This window comes from Pseudoduganella sp. SL102 (genome assembly GCF_027856995.1).
In the GTDB taxonomy this organism is placed as follows: Bacteria; Pseudomonadota; Gammaproteobacteria; order Burkholderiales; family Burkholderiaceae_D; genus Rugamonas; species Rugamonas albidiflava.
In genome coordinates, this window is record NZ_CP115554.1 from 2442541 (window position 1) to 2457704 (window position 15164).

Below are 15164 nucleotides of genomic sequence, written 5' to 3' on the forward strand. Positions count from 1 at the left end.
TCTGTTCAGAAAGGCGACACCTTGAGCTTTATCTACGTTTCCAGAGGTAAATTTCCCGTTGTAAATATAATAATTGTCGAGTTACACTCGGTTTTTCATTCGGAAAGGGCAGATCATGAGTGACAACGGCATCGACGCGGCCTTCTGGGAACGGGCGGACGCGATTATCCACCTGGCAAACGAACAGGGCACGAAGGTGCCAAACAGCAACGTCAGCGCATCGCTGCTGTATGCCGCCGCCCGCTTCAACGCCTTCATCGTCGCCAGCGGCGCCACCAGCGCCGAAGCGATGGAAAAGGACAAGGAAGAAGCGATCCGCTACTTCACCGATGAGTATCGGAAAATGCTGAGCCAGAACCTGGACGACCACATCGCCAACTTCAACACCTACATGCCACGCACCCCCCAGCAGTAATGTTGCAAAAAAACCGGTGACAGGCACCGATTATTTATTTTAAAACCGGTGACAGGCTCCGATTATTTTCGAAATCGGAGCCTGTCACCGGTTTGAGGCAACGCCTGTTGCAGAATAATCGGAGCCTGTCACCGGTTTTCGGGAAATATTTCCGGTATGGACGGGGTTACGGTGCGGCGGGGGCGCCCAGTGCCTTCAGCCGCTCGACGGCGTTGGCATTCTTCGGGTTCAGCGACAGCGAGCGCCGGTAGTTGTCGATCGCCGCCTCGCGCTGCCCGGCCTTGGCCTGCGCCTCGCCCAAGCTGTCGTACAGGTTGGCGTCCTTGGCATGGAGCTGCGTGCCGAAGCGGAAGATGGCCACCGAGTCGTCGAGCATGTCGTCGCGCAGCAGGGCATAGCTCCAGCTGTTGAGGTCATGCGGTTCGAGCTTGAACGTGGGGCCCTGCGCCAGCAGCTCCTGGTGGATCGCCGCCGCCTGGTCGAAGCCGCGGGCCGCCAGTTGACCGGCGAAGTGCTCCAGCGTGGGCGGCACGCCGCTGCCGGGCCGCGCATCGAGCGATACCATGTGCCGCGGCACGCCGTTCGCCACCGGCTTGTTGGCCATGAAGGCGCGCGCCGCCGCGTCGTCCTTCAGGTAGCCGTCGTATGTGTCGGCATAGGTCATGCGGTTCAGCAGGCTGAAATCCGTGCTCTTCTCGCGCTGGTTCGATTGTTCGATCGAGTTCGGCCGCTGCGCCATGTACAGCATCGGCACCGCCAGCCGCGCCGGCGTCACATAGCCTATTGCCGACTTGCCGCCATCGACCATCTGCGGGAAGTAGCGCACCGAGCCATCCAGGCTGACGAGCGCCTTGATGCGGTCATCCTTCGCGGCGGCCACCACGTTGGCCAGTCCTCCCCAGCTGAAGCCGGCCACCGCCAGCCGCCCGGCGTCCGCATGGGGCAGCGTGCCGGCCTGGGCGATCAGCCAGCCGATGTCGGCGGCCTGGGTTTCCACGCCTTCGATATCGGCAGTCATCGAGCGCTGGCGGGCTCCCTGCGAAACGCTGGAGAGCACGATGTAGCCATGGCTTGCCAGGTATTCGCACAGGTCGGCATTTTCCGTCGCCCGGGCACTGAAGCTGGGCGCATAGATCACCACGGGGAATTTGCCCGCCTGCGCGGGCGCGTCGCGCACTGCCCGCATCGGGCGCGCCACCCCGGCCCGCCCCATGCAAAACGGCCCGGCCGCTTGCGCGACCGGGCCGTCCCTGGCAGGTGTTTCACGAAACGGGGAACCGCGTCAGCAGCAGCCGCCCCGCTTGCCGGCACCGCCGTAGCGCGCTTCCTGGCGTTCCTTGAAGAACTCCTCGTAGCTCATGATCGGCTGGTCCGGATGGGTAGCCTCGCAGTGCGCCACGTAGGTGTCGTACTCCGGCAGGCCCACCATCAGCCGCATGCTCTGGCCGAGGTAGCGGCCGGCCTTGACGATTTCATCGAACATCTCTGCCTCGCGACGTTTACTGCGCGGCCGGCATCAGCTGCGCCGGCGTTTCCTTGTGGCTCGGGTGGGCCGCGGCGTGGGCGCGCAGCGCCATGCGCACGCCGAACACCAGCACCGACAGCACCACCACCATGAAGAAGGCAGCGAGGCCAGCATTGATGTAGTCGTTGAAGATCACCTGGCTCATCTGCTCGAGCGACTTGGCCGGGGCCAGCACTTCGCCCTTGTCCAGCGCGTCCGAGTACTTGTCGGCGTGCGAAAGGAAGCCGATCTTCGGATTCGCGTCGAACACTTTCAGCCAGCCGGCATACAGGGTGCAGATCAGCAGCCAGATCGTCGGCACGATGGTCACCCAAGCATAGCGGGCGCGCTTCATCTTGAACAGCACCACGGTGGCAAGGATCAGCGCGATACCGGCCAGCATCTGGTTGGCGATGCCGAACAGTGGCCACAGCGTGTTGATGCCGCCCAGCGGGTCGACCACGCCCTGGTACAGGAAGTAGCCCCACGCCGCCACGCACAATGCCGTGGCCACCAGGCTGGCGAACAGGTTGTCGGTTTCCTTCATGGCCGGAGCGAAGGCGCCCAGCAGGTCCTGCAGCATGAAGCGGCCGGCGCGCGTGCCCGCGTCCACCGCGGTCAGGATGAACAGCGCCTCGAACAAGATCGCGAAGTGGTACCAGAAGGCCATCATGGCCTGGCCGCCGATCACGTTGGACAGGATGTGCGCCATGCCCACCGCCAGCGTCGGTGCGCCGCCGGCGCGCGAGATGATGGTGTGCTCGCCCACGTCCTTGGCCATCTGCGTCAGCATTTCCGGGGTCACGTAGAAGCCCCACTGCGAGATCGCCGCGGCGGCCGATTCCGGCGTGGTGCCGATCAGCGCGGCCGGGCTGTTCATGGCGAAGTAGATGCCCGGCTCGATGGTGGATGCGGCGATCAGCGCCATGATGGCGACGAACGATTCCATCAGCATTGCGCCGTAGCCGATGAAGCGGGCGTGCGTTTCGTTCTCGATCATCTTCGGCGTGGTGCCGGAGGAGATCAGCGCGTGGAAGCCGGACACGGCGCCGCAGGCGATGGTGATGAACAGGAACGGGAACAGGTTGCCGGACCAGACCGGGCCGGTACCGTCGATGAACTTCGTGATCGACGGCATCTGCAGCGTGGGTGCCACGATGATGATGCCCAGCGCCAGCGCGACGATGGTGCCGATCTTCAGGAACGTCGACAGGTAATCGCGCGGCGCCAGCAGCAGCCACACGGGCAGCACGGAGGCGATGAAGCCGTAGCCGATCAGCATCCACGTCAGTTCGGTGCCGGTGAACATGAACATCGGCGCCAGCGCCTCGTGTTCCTGCACGTACTGGCCACCGACGATGGCCAGCATCAGCAGCACGAAGCCGATGATCGACACTTCGCCGATGCGCCCCACGCGGATATAGCGCGAGTAGATGCCCATGAAGATGGCGATCGGGATGGTGGCCATCACGGTGAACGAACCCCACGGCGAACCGGTGAGGGCCTTCACGACGATCAGCGCCAGCACGGCCAGGATGATCACCATGATCATGAAGGTGCCCAGCAGGGCGATGTTGCCGGGGATCGGCCCCAGCTCGGACTTGATCAGGTCACCCAGCGAGCGGCCATCGCGGCGCATCGACAGGAACAGCACCATGAAGTCCTGCACGGCGCCCGCGAACACCACGCCGGCCAGGATCCACAGCATGCCGGGCAGGTAGCCCATCTGCGCGGCCAGCACGGGGCCGACCAGCGGGCCGGCGCCGGCGATCGCGGCGAAGTGGTGCCCGAACAACACGTTCTTGTTGGTGGGGACGTAATCGAGGCCGTCGTTGTGCTTGTAGGCCGGTGTCATGCGCCGCGCGTCGAGCTGCATCACGTCGCGCGCGATGAACAGGCTGTAGAAGCGGTAGGCGATCAGGTACACGCACACGGCGGCGATGACGATCCAGATCGCGCTGATCGGTTCACCGCGCTTCAGGGCCACCACGCCCAATGCGCTCGCGCCGGCCAGCGATAGCGCTGCCCAGCCGAATTTCTTCATTACGGGGTTCATGTTTCCTCCAGTTGTTTGCCGCGTTGCGCATGAGCGGGTTCACGCGCAGCCCATCACGGCTTTTATATATAGCAAGTATTCATGACCTGTATATCTCCCACAAGCGCACTTCTACGCAGATGTGCTGCGTAGTATTACGTAGAAAGCCACCCCGGCGCGCAACGTACAATCGCGCCATGAAACTCCGGCAAAAAGTCATCTTCCTCGCCATCACGCCCTTGATCCTGGCGCTGTGCGCGATCGCGCTGGCGGTGTGGCACCAGTCGGCCTTGCTGGCCACGCAGCAGAAGGCCGCCATCGAGCAGGCCTACCTGGCCAGCAAGGAAGCGGAACTGAAGCATTACGTGGCGCTGGCCGCGCACTCGGTGGCGCACCTGTACGACTCCGGCCGCACCGACCCGGCCGCGCAGGAGGAGGCCAAGCGCATCCTGGCTTCTCTCAGCTTCGGCGACGATGGCTACTTCTTCGTCTACGACATGCAGGGCAACAGCCTGATGCACCCGCGCCAGCCGGAACTGGTGGGCCGCAACCTGTATGCGATGCGCGACAACGCCGGCAACCCCACCATCGTGCGGCTGCTGGCGCGGGCGCGCGAGGGCGGCGGCCTGGAACGCTACCAGTGGGTCAAGCCGTCGACGCGGCAGGAAGTGGCCAAGCTGGGCTACGTCATCCCGATGCGGCGGTGGGGCTGGATGATGGGCACCGGCATCTACCTGGACGACGTGGAGCGCGCGCTGGCGAAGATCGACACGCAGCAGCGCGGCAACATCCAGAACACCATGCTGTGGATCGCGGCGATCGCGATCCTGTCGGCGCTCGCGGTCGGCTTTTCCGGGCTGGCGCTGAACATCAGCGAGTCGCGCGTGGCGGACGCGAAGCTGAAGGCGCTGGCCCAGCGCGTGGTCGAATCGCAGGAAGAGGAACGGGCGCGCCTGTCGCGCGACCTGCACGACGGCATCAGCCAGTGGCTGGTCTCGATCAAGCTGCAGATCGAGGCCGGCATCGAGCGGCTGTCCGGCCAGCCCTCGCAAACGGACAAGGCGCTGGCCGTGTTCGAGCACACGGCCGGGCAGCTGAACAAGGTGCTGGGCGAAGTACGCCGCATCTCGCACAACCTGCGCCCGGCTGTGCTGGACGATATCGGCCTGGCCCCCGCGCTGGCCCATCTGGCCGAGGAATTCCAGCACGACAGCGGCATGCCGGTGCGGTTCAGCGCCGCGGGCAGCACCGAGCGGCTGCCGGAAACGGCCAACACGGTGCTGTTCCGCATAGCCCAGGAAGCGCTGACGAACATCGAACGGCATGCGCGCGCCAGCCGGATCGCCGTCGCCCTGGCGGGCACCGCGCACGGCGTCACGCTGTCGATCGGCGACGATGGCGTGGGCTTCGACCCGGCCGATATCGCCCAGCACCCGAAGCGGGGCATCGGCCTGCGCAACATGATGGAACGGCTGGAAGCCATCGGCGGCCGCCTGGAACTGGACTCTTCCCCGGCCGGCACCACGGTGCGGGCCCATATCGATTACGGAACGTGACATGACGATCAGGATACTGCTGGTGGACGACCACCCGCTGGTGCGGGATGGCTTGCGGGCGCGGCTCGAAGCCGTGCCGGGATTCGAGGTGGTGGCCGAAGCCGGCAGCGCCGCCGAGGCGCTGGAAGCGGCCAGCGTGCACGCGCCGGGCCTGGTGCTCATGGATATCAATATGCGCGGCACGAATGGTATCGAAGCAACGGCGGCCTTCCGCGCGCGGTTCCCGGATATCGCCGTGCTGATCCTGTCGATGCACGACAAGCAGGAATACGTGTCGCAGGCGATGGCCGCCGGCGCCCGCGGCTACGTGCTGAAGGATGCGCCGGGCAAGGATATCGTGGTGGCCATCGAAACCGTGATGTCCGGCGGGATCTATTACAGCGCGGCGCTGGCCCGGCAGCTGGTGCGCGCACCGGCGCAGGAAGAATTGACTTCGCGCGAGCAGGAAGTGCTGCGCCACATCGCCAACGGCGAATCGAACAAGCAGATCGCCCGCGAACTCGACCTGTCGGTGCGCACCGTGGAAACGCACCGCCTGAACATCAAGCGCAAGCTCGGCATCGAAGGGCAGGCCGAGCTGATCAAGTTTGCCGTGCAGCGGGCACGCGACCTGTAGGCGCCCGGGGTCGGCAGTGGTCGGCGGTCGTCGGAAGGTGGTAGAAATGACAACTGTAGCAGGGAGTTACCGGAAGTAAGCGATTTTCTGTTGCTCGAATTGAACAGGGACCGGTGCATTTTGCGACTCCGTACCGTGCATGACCGTCTGGCGGTGGTTTTCTGATATATTCCCAAATGCATCTTTTTGCTTAATTGAAATATTCAGATAGCAATAGCCGATAGGTTTTGCCCTGCGCAGGGGGCGTGCTGTCCGTTCCAGCTTGCATGACCATTGCGCCCAACCGCAACGAGAAAACGATGTTCCAATCCGACCTGTTCCCCGTGCTGGGACTGGAAGCCGTAGCCGATACCCGGTATCAATGGACCGCGCTGGCCGTCCACCCGCATTCCGCCAGCGCACAAGGCGCCACACTGCTGGCATTGCTGAGCCAGCCCGACGCGCAAGCCGCCTTCGCTCCCCTCGACTGCATCGTTCCGCTCGCCGATCCGCTTTCCATCGACGCGCCGCAGGCCGCGCTGCTGCCCGCCGCCCGATTCGTGCTGCAGGTACCGGCCGCCGCGCTGCAGGATGCCGCCGTGCGCAAGCATTGCGCCGTGCTCGCCGAGCAGGGTTTCCGGCTGCTGGTGGAAGGGGAGGCGGGCGTGCATGCGCCGCAGGCCGGCATCCGCGGCATCGCGCATGGCGGCAAGGGCCTGCCGTCCGCGCTGTCGCTCCTCAGCCTGCCGGGCCCGCACTGGGCGCACGACGTGGAAGATACCGCCCGTTTCGCCGCCTGCCGCGATGCCGGCATGGGCTGGTTCAGCGGACCTTATTCGCGCCGCCGCGTCGCGGAAGCCGGCGACGGCACCTCGCGCAAGCGCCTGCTGTCGCTGCTTGGCCTGCTGGCGCAGGATGCCGATTCGCGCGAGCTGGAAATGCTGCTGAAGCAGGATCCGGCGCTGTCGTACCACCTGCTCAAGCTGGTCAACTCGGCGGCCTTCGGCTTCACGAACCCGATCCACAACTTCGGCCAAGCGATCAATGTGTTGGGCCGGCGCCAGCTACAGCGCTGGCTGCAACTGCTGCTGTACGCCCGCCCGCAACAGGATGGCATGCCGAACCTGCTGTTGCCGGAAGCGGCGCGGCGCGCCGCGCAGATGGAAGCGCTGTGCAAGGCCCAGGGCGGCGACCGCGACCGGCAAGACCTGGCCTTCGTGGTTGGCGTCTTCGCGCTGCTCGATGAACTGCTGGCGATGCCGATGAGCGAGATCGTTGCGGCACTGACGCTGGACCTGGACGTGGTGGGCGCGCTGCTGGACCGCGCGGGCCCGTTCGGCGCCATGCTGGCACTGGCGGAACAGCAAGTGCCCGATCCCGCCGCCATCGCCGCGCTGGGCCTGACGCCCGCGCAGTTCTGGGACAGCCAGCTGCAGGGCTGGCGCTGGGCGATCCAGGTCAGCAGGACCATCTGATGTCGCTGCACCCGCCGCCGGCACTCCCCTCCCGGACTCCATTGCCAGCAGCGCCGCGTTATGCGACGCGGTCCTGCGCCTGCGCGGCCCGGCCCTGGCCGCCGAACTGGGACGCATCGCCGGCGAAGTGACGCACAGCCCGTGGGCCCGCTACGTACCCGCTGACACGGCACCCGCCAGCGCGCCGCCGCCGGACGCGCTGGTGCAGGACATCGCGCACGACGATTGCCGCCTGGGCCGCTTCGAAGTCGCCGGCGGCCCAGGCGGCCCCGCCGAGCGCCGCAGCCTGGAAAACCTGGCCCGCCTGGCGGCCGGCGTGCTGCACGTGCACTCGCTGGCGCAGCGCTCCACCCACGCCTACGCGCAGGTGGAAGCGATGCTGCAGCACCAGGCGCAGATCCTCGACCAGATCCACGAATCGGTCGTCACGATGGACCAGCATGGCTTCATCACGAGCTGGAACAAGGGCGCCGAGCGCCTGTTCGGCTACACGCCGGTGGAAGCGATCGGCCGCAACATCCTGTTCCTGTACGACGACGAAGACCCCACTTTCCACGACCCGTTCCTGATGCAGGGCGGGCGCCTGATGGAAGTGCGGCGCAAGAAGAAGTCCGGCGAAGTGTTCTGGGCCAGCCTGTCGCTGTCGCCGCTGGTCGACGCGAACGACCGCTCGACCGGCCTGATCGCCTACCTGACCGACATCACCGAGCGCAAGCAGGCCGAGGAACGCATCCACCACCTGGCGTACTACGACGCCCTGACCGGCCTGCCGAACCGCACGCTGCTCACCAAGCTGGTGGACCAGGCCCTCTCCGTGGCGCAGCGCACGAAGTCGCACGGCTGCGTGCTGTTCATCGACCTGAACCGGTTCAAGCTGATCAACGACACGCTTGGCCGCGTGGCCGGCGACCAGCTGCTGCGTGAAGTGGCCCAGCGCTTCCGCATGGCGCTGCGCGAACAGGACGTGGTGGCGCGCCTGAACGGCGACGAATTCGCGGTGGGCCTGTTCGAACTCACCCAGCACTACGAAGCGGGCACGGTGGCGCAAAAGCTGATGGCCGCGCTGTCGCAACCGTTCCTGATCGATGGCCACGACCTGCGCGTGGGCGCCGCGATCGGCATCAGCGTCTACCCGGAGGATGGCCAGGACGCCGAAACCCTGCTGCGCCAGGCCGACATCGCCATGTACCGCGCCAAGCAGGGTGCCGAAGTGGATGGCGTGGCGTTCTACAGTGCGGACATGAACCAGGGCATGCATGAGCGCATGCGCATCGAATCCGGCCTGCGCCACGCGCTGGGCAGCAACCAGCTGCTGCTGCACTATCAGCCCAAGTTCTCGATCGGCGACGGCAGCATCATCGGCGCCGAAGCCCTGGTGCGCTGGCAGCACCCGGAACGCGGCATGGTGCCGCCCGGCGAATTCATCCCGCTGGCCGAAGCCACCGGCCTGGTAGTACAAGTGGGCGAGTGGGTGCTGGAAGCCGTGTGCGCCCAGGCGCAAGCGTGGAAGCGCGCCGGCATGCGGCCGATCCGGCTGGCCGTCAACGTCTCCGCCCGCGAATTCACCGCCACGCTGCCCGACCGCGTGCAGAACACGTTGCGGCGCTACGAGCTGGAACCGGAGTGGCTGGAACTGGAAATCACCGAGAGCACGCTGATGCACAACATCGACCGCGTGATCGCCATCATGGACCGCATCTCCGCGCTGGGCGTCACGCTCTCGCTGGACGATTTCGGCACCGGCTACTCGAGCCTTTCCTACCTGAAGCGCTTCCCCATCGACACCCTGAAGATCGACCGTTCCTTCACCACCGGCATCCCGCACGACAGCAGCGACTGCGCCATTGCCAGCACCATCGTCAGCATCTCCCGGCAGCTCTCGCTGCGGGTGATCGCCGAAGGGGTGGAGACTGTCGACCAGCTAACCTTCCTGGAGCGCGCAGGTTGCGACGAGGTGCAGGGCTACCTGTACTCCCGGCCCTTGCCGCCTTTGGAGTTCGAGCGGGCGCTTGTCGAGAAGGGCTGGGCGCCTTCCGCTGCGCACTCTGGCGGTGGGGAATGATTTCTGTATAATGCGGGGCACTTCGGGTTGGCTTGCTGTTGCCCGAGTCAAAAGGAAGCGTGGCCGAGTGGTTGAAGGCAGCAGTCTTGAAAACTGCCGACGGGGAGACCCGTTCGTGAGTTCGAATCTCACCGCTTCCGCCATTAAAATCCAATAAGTTGTTGAATTTAATGGGATTTTCAGAATTTACCGTAGGGTTACCCCCGTTTCTACCCACAGTTGCGTGCGAGCTTCATGCTTTCAGCGAAGGAGTTGACTTCGTTAAGCGACCATCGTGTGCATTTCCGTGACAGGCGGATAGGAGCAGGGAAGCCTGCCTTAGTAGTGCACCACAGCCATGCAGTGCTAACGCCAATCCCAAGAATGGTTGCCACATTGGTTACGGGGATAAGACGGTCAGTGTGAGTCATGTAAAACCTCCTTCAAAAAGTTAAAGCCGAAGCCTCCTATGTGTGTGTTTGCAATAGGCGTGCAGGATCGCCAGTAGTTCGCTACCATTCGCGAATTATCACACTGCTTCATCGTTTCTGCAATTAAAATCTTATGGTGCTGTAGCATCGGATGTCGGGCATGGTTCCCGTTAAAAACGAGGAATGCCCGTATAACCATCGCTTGTGTTAACACATTTCCAACAGGTGCAACCCTGATGTTGTCTAAATTGAAATATCGTGGTGTGGTTCTGGAGTTGCGATGAACCCCGCTAGCTTGGCTGCCAGGGTCGCGAAACTGGATGCCCACGCATCACGTCTGTTGGATGCATTCCTGATCTTGCGAGAGCGTTACGCGATGTTGCATCCGATGTTGTTTGATGAGCGGGTGCCTGCGGGGTATGGGTCGGGTCAGCGAACATGGGGTTACCAAATCCTTCGACATTCGCTCTTCTTGTCATGCTGCCAGGACATTGCAAAGCTCGTCATGGACGACTACGAGCGGACGCCTAGCATTAGGAAGTTGGTAGCGTCACTGGTGAACGATGATGTCCGTTCAACGCTAAAGGCGCAGTTCTGCGATGTTTCGCCAGCAGTAATGAGACAAGAGCCTGATGAGGGGCTTGCCGCACTACTACGTGACATGGATGCAAGGGAAGCTCTTGAGCGGGGCGTGGAATTTGACCGGCATTATTCGGACTTGGTGAGTGCGTGGGACCGTCTGTCCGTCTCTGCCACTGTCAAAGGTTTTGTGACTATCCGCGACAAGGTGTCGGCTCACAATGAGATTCAGTATCGGGACGACGCGTACGTGTTTTTCGACGTTGCGTCAGCCGGGATTGCTTGGGGTGACCTGAACAGAACCATTCGTGAAATGCAGCACGTAGTCGAGTTACTAGGTTTGGTTATCCGTGGTGCAGGTTTCGCCTGGGAGGCGCTAGATGGTCAGTTGCAACGGGCTGCTGCGGGTTTCTGGTGCACTGAGGGGTGACTATGGTCGTTGCGCCGGTCTTGATCGCGGGTCATAGCAGCCGGGTCACGTTATCATTAATATCTTAGCCAAGTCATCAATACCCTATGCAAAGATATAGCAGTACGTTGGCGGTCCCGAAGATGGACTGCCCATCCGAAGAGCGGTTAATCAGGATGGCGCTCGATGGAAAGCCTATGGTGCAAGAGCTTTCCTTTGATCTGTCCAGTCGCGAACTGCGAGTAGTGCATACCGGCGACGTAGCTACAGTAGTCGGGATTCTGGAACCTTTAAAGCTCGGGGCTAGGGTCAAGGACTCGGTGCCTCTGGCGGCAGACGCAACTGATCGTGCATTCAAGAGCATCTTTTCCGTTCCGAAAATGGATTGCCCATCCGAAGAGCGGTTAATCAGGATGGCATTGGAGGATCGTCAAGATATTCGCTCGTTGTCCTTCGATCTAGCTCAGCGAGAGTTGACCGTGATTCACCTGGATGATGTCGAAGGTATCCTTGGCCGGTTACAGCCGCTTGGCTTGGGGGCGGTGCTCAGCGGTTCTTCGCTGATTGCCGGGGAAGAAGCGATCCAGCAGGGGCAGTCGGACGATGTAGGTGAGGCTAAGGCATTGCGCTTGCTGCTGGCAATTAACGCCGTAATGTTCGTCTTTGAACTGGCTCTTGGTCTGTGGGCGCAATCTGCGGGTCTGTTGGCCGATTCTCTGGATATGTTCGCTGATGCTGCCGTGTACGGACTTGCTTTGTATGCGGTCGGTAAGGCAGCTAGCATGAAAACCCGTGCAGCGCATCTGGCAGGTTGGCTTCAGCTTTTGCTGGCGCTCGGTGCTCTCGCGGAAGTTGTTCGACGGTTTGTCTTTGGCAGTGATCCCGAGTCGGCTCTAATGATGGGCGTGGGGATGGTGGCCTTGGTCGCGAACGTAGCCTGTTTGATGCTAATCGCAAAGAAGCGGGATAGCGGGGTGCACATGAGAGCCAGCTACATCTTCTCGGCCAATGATGTCATTGCCAATCTTGGCGTCATCGTTGCTGGTGTGTTGGTGGCTTGGACCGGTTCCTCATACCCCGACTTGATTATCGGCACCGTCATTGCCGTAGTCGTCCTCAACGGTGCACGCCGAATTCTGCGGCTCAGATAGTTAATGCGGAGTGGTGGAGGGGATGCCAATCACTCCGTTATCGTTATGCTAACGCTATCCTTGGTTGTGCTTGGGATAGCTGATAAATGTGCTGCATCTTGCCGATCATGGCATCAAGCAGGTTATCGCCGGTCTTAATCTTGATCGGTACATCGCCGTTTACGACGGGTTTGCTACTTGTAATGGCAGCGACCGTCTTGTTTCGCTTTGGCCGGGAAGCGGAGAAAATCTGGCCTTCGTTCTCCCACTCTTCGTCGTGTTTGTCTCGGGCCTTGTAAATGTAACTGAGCCATTCCATAGCGTTTGCCAGTCGATCCGTTGCCTTTTCGGTAGCTCGATTGGTTGGGCCTAGGTACGGAAGTTGGGCGTAATGATTCTCGCCATGAATCTCGTTCTTCGGTGCTGCAATGAAGGGATTGTTAAGTCCTTTCTTGCTACATTCAATTGCTAGCCAGCAATCCTCGTACGTATTCAGCAGAGCTTGTGGAGGTGATCCGTCAGCGTCCACCAAAACGAAGATGTGGAGGTGTTCACCTCGCTCGCTGTTGCATTCTCGGGCAGAGAACCATTCGTGTTCGACCTTAGCGCGAGTAAGTCGTTGGCATAGTGCTGTCAGTACCTTCTTGTGCTGGCGATATGTATTACCAGACAAGATCAAATGGTACAGCCGGGGTTCCCGGTAATAGGTTAGGCACTGAATGATTCGAGTCTTGGCGGCTCGATATGCACGCTTACCTTTCGGGTGCCATCCTGCGTTCTTGCGTTTCTTTCCATGTACTACGTTATCGGGGTACGTGATTGTTGCCTTTGGCATGGGATTGTTCCTTTCGTTTAGTCGATAGTCCTCCTTGGCCTGATCCGGAGAGCAGACGCATTGATTCCTTTGATTTCGATGTTGGTTAATGGGTAGTCGGAAGACTGCCCCGTACTGACTGTCCCTGTTATTTTGGTGGACAATAGATAGGCTTGAGTAGAAGCCAGCTAGGGCTTACTTCTCAGCTACTACTACTACGACACTAAGGTAACGGGGATTTCCTCCTATGAAGGAGGCATTGCTCGGAGGATGCAGGGAGCGGCTAAAACGTAGAGCCTATGCGGCTTGCAGCGATGGCCGTGCACTGAAATGACGATGAATGTAAAACGTTCATAGCGAGCATTGTCAACCAGATACTTTAACACGGTTCTTTGCAAATTGCAATCGCTAATTGCAGGCCGGTTTAAACGGCCTTGGTGGCGTTTGTGCCGTTCAGGCTGGATTGGGTGCCTGAATGTATTGGGGCGCCTTCTTGGTGCCTTAGAAGGCCCCCTATTCGATTCATGGTGCGTGGGAGGGGGCGTACTTGCACTGTTACCCCATCTTGGGTACGGCTGGTGCCAGGAATTGAATAATGAACAAGGCTATCACATGCAGAACGGTACGAAATGCTTAATACTGCGTTGCCATCTCTGTCTGCGCAACAGAGCTTGGTTTTTCTTCGGTGCAATACACTGCCCAGTCATTCATTAATTCACGTCGCTTGTCAAACAGGTCGGACCGGAAGTACGCTGCCTCTGTTTTGTCTTTCATCGTATGAGCCAGGGCGGCTTCACAGACAGCATGGGGGTAGCTCGTTTGTTCCGCTGCCCAGTCCCGGAACGAGGATCGGAACCCGTGGACTGTGAACTCGTAACCAAGCCTGCGCAAAGTGGCCGTAAATGCCATATCCGAGTACGGCTTGCCCTTGTTGTTCGGGAAGATGAGCTTCGGGTGTTTCCCTCTTTGCGCTTCCAGAATTTCCAGTGCCCGTGGGGACAGAGGGACGCGGTGTTCATTACCTGACTTCATGCGTTCGCCTGGAATGATCCGGCGTTTTCCATCAAAATCAATCTCAGACCATTCTGCAAGACGTACCTCGCCAGTACGGGCGCCTGTCAGCACAATGAATTCCAGCGCCAACTTTGCCGAATCATCGCTGCCAGAGGTGCGAATCGCTGAAAGAGTAGATGCGACATCCTTGTAAGCGCACGCAGCGAAGTTGCCCCTGTTGCCTCTGCCAGCCGGCAATGCCCTTGTAATCTGTGCCCAAATCCCTGCGTCATGGTTGTGCCTATAGTCCTTGGCAGCCGCCCAGTCGAGTACTGCATGGATGCGTTGCTTTACCCTTGCCGCTGTCGCTGATTTCGTCGTCCAGATCGGAGTCAGGGCAGCAAGGATGTCTGCCTTCGACACGTCAGAGACGGCTTTCGTGCCGAATATCGGATACGCGTACGTTTTCAAGGTGTTCGTCCACTGGGAAGCGTGTTTCTCATTTCTCCACGTGTGCTGGTGTATCTGATGGTATTCCTCTGCACATTCAGCAAAGGTACGTTGCTGTTGCAAAGCGTTTCGTTCGTTATCCCTTGCGGTGATTGGGTCAATACCACTCTTCGCTAGTAGACGGCTAGCCGTCGCCAATTCCCGAGCTTTTGCTAGTGGTACGTCAGGGTAGGAGCCTAGCCCCATCTGACGCTCTTTCTTGTTGAGCGTGAACCGGTAAATCCATGACTTAGAGCCGGTAGGGGATATCTGTAGGTACAAGCCACCGCCATCCGGGAGGTATCCAACAGTCGTCGCCTTCTTTACCGCCACCGCACTGAGTCGTTCCACCTGTCGCTTACCCACGTTTCTACCCCCGTTTGTGTTGTAGATTCCAGTGTATCCGAATGGATGAGCTTAGACAAATACATGGCGTAATTCATAGGGAAGTCAGAGAGAGGCGGGATGGTAATGGATGGACTTGGATTAATAGTTAGACGGACACCGCTTCCGCCAGAGAACAAAGCAAAAAGACCGCCGCGGCGGTCTTTTTGCTTTTCTGGCGCAAGCGAGGAGAGCGCCTGCGCGCTCTCCGCGTGAGATTCGAAGGGCGCACGCCTGCTGGCGCAGCCCTATCCGAATCGCCCATCTGTCGTAGAGAAGTGATTTCCGCCCTGCGGAAATCACTTCTCTACGGC

12 protein-coding genes and 1 tRNA gene are annotated in these 15164 nt (G+C 61.0%); 8 read left to right on the forward strand and 5 right to left on the reverse strand.

Annotated elements, in window-relative coordinates; all coding sequences use genetic code 11:
• The first annotated feature begins 115 nt into the window (after positions 1-115).
• Complete coding sequence (locus tag OU994_RS10345; RefSeq protein ID WP_281610666.1) at positions 116-415, forward strand: DUF3144 domain-containing protein; 300 nt, start codon at positions 116-118, stop codon at positions 413-415.
• Positions 416-581: 166 nt separating this feature from the next.
• On the opposite strand, the gene OU994_RS10350 is transcribed toward OU994_RS10345, so the two are convergent.
• From OU994_RS10350 to OU994_RS10360, 3 genes are all read right to left on the reverse strand, one after another.
• On the reverse strand, positions 582-1601 hold the full coding sequence (locus tag OU994_RS10350; RefSeq protein WP_281610667.1) for a dienelactone hydrolase family protein: 1020 nt from the start codon (positions 1599-1601) through the stop codon (positions 582-584).
• Positions 1602-1697: 96 nt separating this feature from the next.
• Positions 1698-1898 carry a YbdD/YjiX family protein gene (locus OU994_RS10355; protein WP_131146975.1) on the reverse strand — a complete coding sequence of 67 codons (201 nt, stop codon included), beginning with the start codon at positions 1896-1898 and terminating at the stop codon, positions 1698-1700.
• Between the two features lie 16 nt (positions 1899-1914).
• A complete protein-coding gene (locus OU994_RS10360; RefSeq protein ID WP_281610668.1) occupies positions 1915-3975 on the reverse strand; it encodes a carbon starvation CstA family protein in 2061 nt (686 codons plus the stop codon).
• Positions 3976-4151: 176 nt separating this feature from the next.
• Here OU994_RS10360 and OU994_RS10365 point away from each other — a divergent pair, with 176 nt between their 5' ends.
• The 7 genes from OU994_RS10365 (at position 4152) to OU994_RS10395 (ending at position 12191) form a co-directional block, all read left to right on the forward strand.
• Positions 4152-5510: a cache domain-containing protein gene (locus tag OU994_RS10365; RefSeq protein ID WP_281610669.1), complete on the forward strand. Its 1359-nt coding sequence runs from the start codon at positions 4152-4154 to the stop codon at positions 5508-5510.
• A gap of 1 nt (position 5511) precedes the next feature.
• The gene (locus OU994_RS10370; protein WP_131146972.1) at positions 5512-6126 is read left to right on the forward strand and encodes a response regulator transcription factor; all 615 of its coding nucleotides are present in this window, start codon (positions 5512-5514) and stop codon (positions 6124-6126) included.
• A 299-nt stretch (positions 6127-6425) separates the two neighbouring features.
• Positions 6426-7580, forward strand: a complete 1155-nt coding sequence (locus OU994_RS10375) for an HDOD domain-containing protein (RefSeq protein ID WP_281610670.1) — start codon at positions 6426-6428, stop codon at positions 7578-7580.
• A gap of 40 nt (positions 7581-7620) precedes the next feature.
• The gene (locus OU994_RS10380; protein ID WP_281611614.1) at positions 7621-9642 is read left to right on the forward strand and encodes a bifunctional diguanylate cyclase/phosphodiesterase; all 2022 of its coding nucleotides are present in this window, start codon (positions 7621-7623) and stop codon (positions 9640-9642) included.
• Positions 9643-9695: 53 nt separating this feature from the next.
• Positions 9696-9785: transfer RNA gene (locus OU994_RS10385), tRNA-Ser, on the forward strand.
• Between the two features lie 547 nt (positions 9786-10332).
• Positions 10333-11061: a hypothetical protein gene (locus tag OU994_RS10390; protein ID WP_281610671.1), complete on the forward strand. Its 729-nt coding sequence runs from the start codon at positions 10333-10335 to the stop codon at positions 11059-11061.
• A gap of 176 nt (positions 11062-11237) precedes the next feature.
• On the forward strand, positions 11238-12191 hold the full coding sequence (locus OU994_RS10395; RefSeq protein ID WP_281610672.1) for a cation transporter: 954 nt from the start codon (positions 11238-11240) through the stop codon (positions 12189-12191).
• Positions 12192-12234: 43 nt separating this feature from the next.
• On the opposite strand, the gene OU994_RS10400 is transcribed toward OU994_RS10395, so the two are convergent.
• Positions 12235-13005 carry a hypothetical protein gene (locus OU994_RS10400; protein WP_281610673.1) on the reverse strand — a complete coding sequence of 257 codons (771 nt, stop codon included), beginning with the start codon at positions 13003-13005 and terminating at the stop codon, positions 12235-12237.
• Positions 13006-13617: 612 nt separating this feature from the next.
• Positions 13618-14832 carry a site-specific integrase gene (locus OU994_RS10405; RefSeq protein WP_281610674.1) on the reverse strand — a complete coding sequence of 405 codons (1215 nt, stop codon included), beginning with the start codon at positions 14830-14832 and terminating at the stop codon, positions 13618-13620.
• Positions 14833-15164: the final 332 nt, after the last annotated feature.

Coding starts and splice junctions, on each gene's coding strand:
- OU994_RS10345 (WP_281610666.1), top strand. CDS start 116: ATGAGTGACAACGGCATCGACGCGGCCTTCTGGGAACGGGCGGACGCG.
- OU994_RS10350 (WP_281610667.1), bottom strand. CDS start 1,601: ATGCGGGCAGTGCGCGACGCGCCCGCGCAGGCGGGCAAATTCCCCGTG.
- OU994_RS10355 (WP_131146975.1), bottom strand. CDS start 1,898: ATGTTCGATGAAATCGTCAAGGCCGGCCGCTACCTCGGCCAGAGCATG.
- OU994_RS10360 (WP_281610668.1), bottom strand. CDS start 3,975: ATGAACCCCGTAATGAAGAAATTCGGCTGGGCAGCGCTATCGCTGGCC.
- OU994_RS10365 (WP_281610669.1), top strand. CDS start 4,152: ATGAAACTCCGGCAAAAAGTCATCTTCCTCGCCATCACGCCCTTGATC.
- OU994_RS10370 (WP_131146972.1), top strand. CDS start 5,512: ATGACGATCAGGATACTGCTGGTGGACGACCACCCGCTGGTGCGGGAT.
- OU994_RS10375 (WP_281610670.1), top strand. CDS start 6,426: ATGTTCCAATCCGACCTGTTCCCCGTGCTGGGACTGGAAGCCGTAGCC.
- OU994_RS10390 (WP_281610671.1), top strand. CDS start 10,333: ATGAACCCCGCTAGCTTGGCTGCCAGGGTCGCGAAACTGGATGCCCAC.
- OU994_RS10395 (WP_281610672.1), top strand. CDS start 11,238: ATGGTGCAAGAGCTTTCCTTTGATCTGTCCAGTCGCGAACTGCGAGTA.
- OU994_RS10400 (WP_281610673.1), bottom strand. CDS start 13,005: ATGCCAAAGGCAACAATCACGTACCCCGATAACGTAGTACATGGAAAG.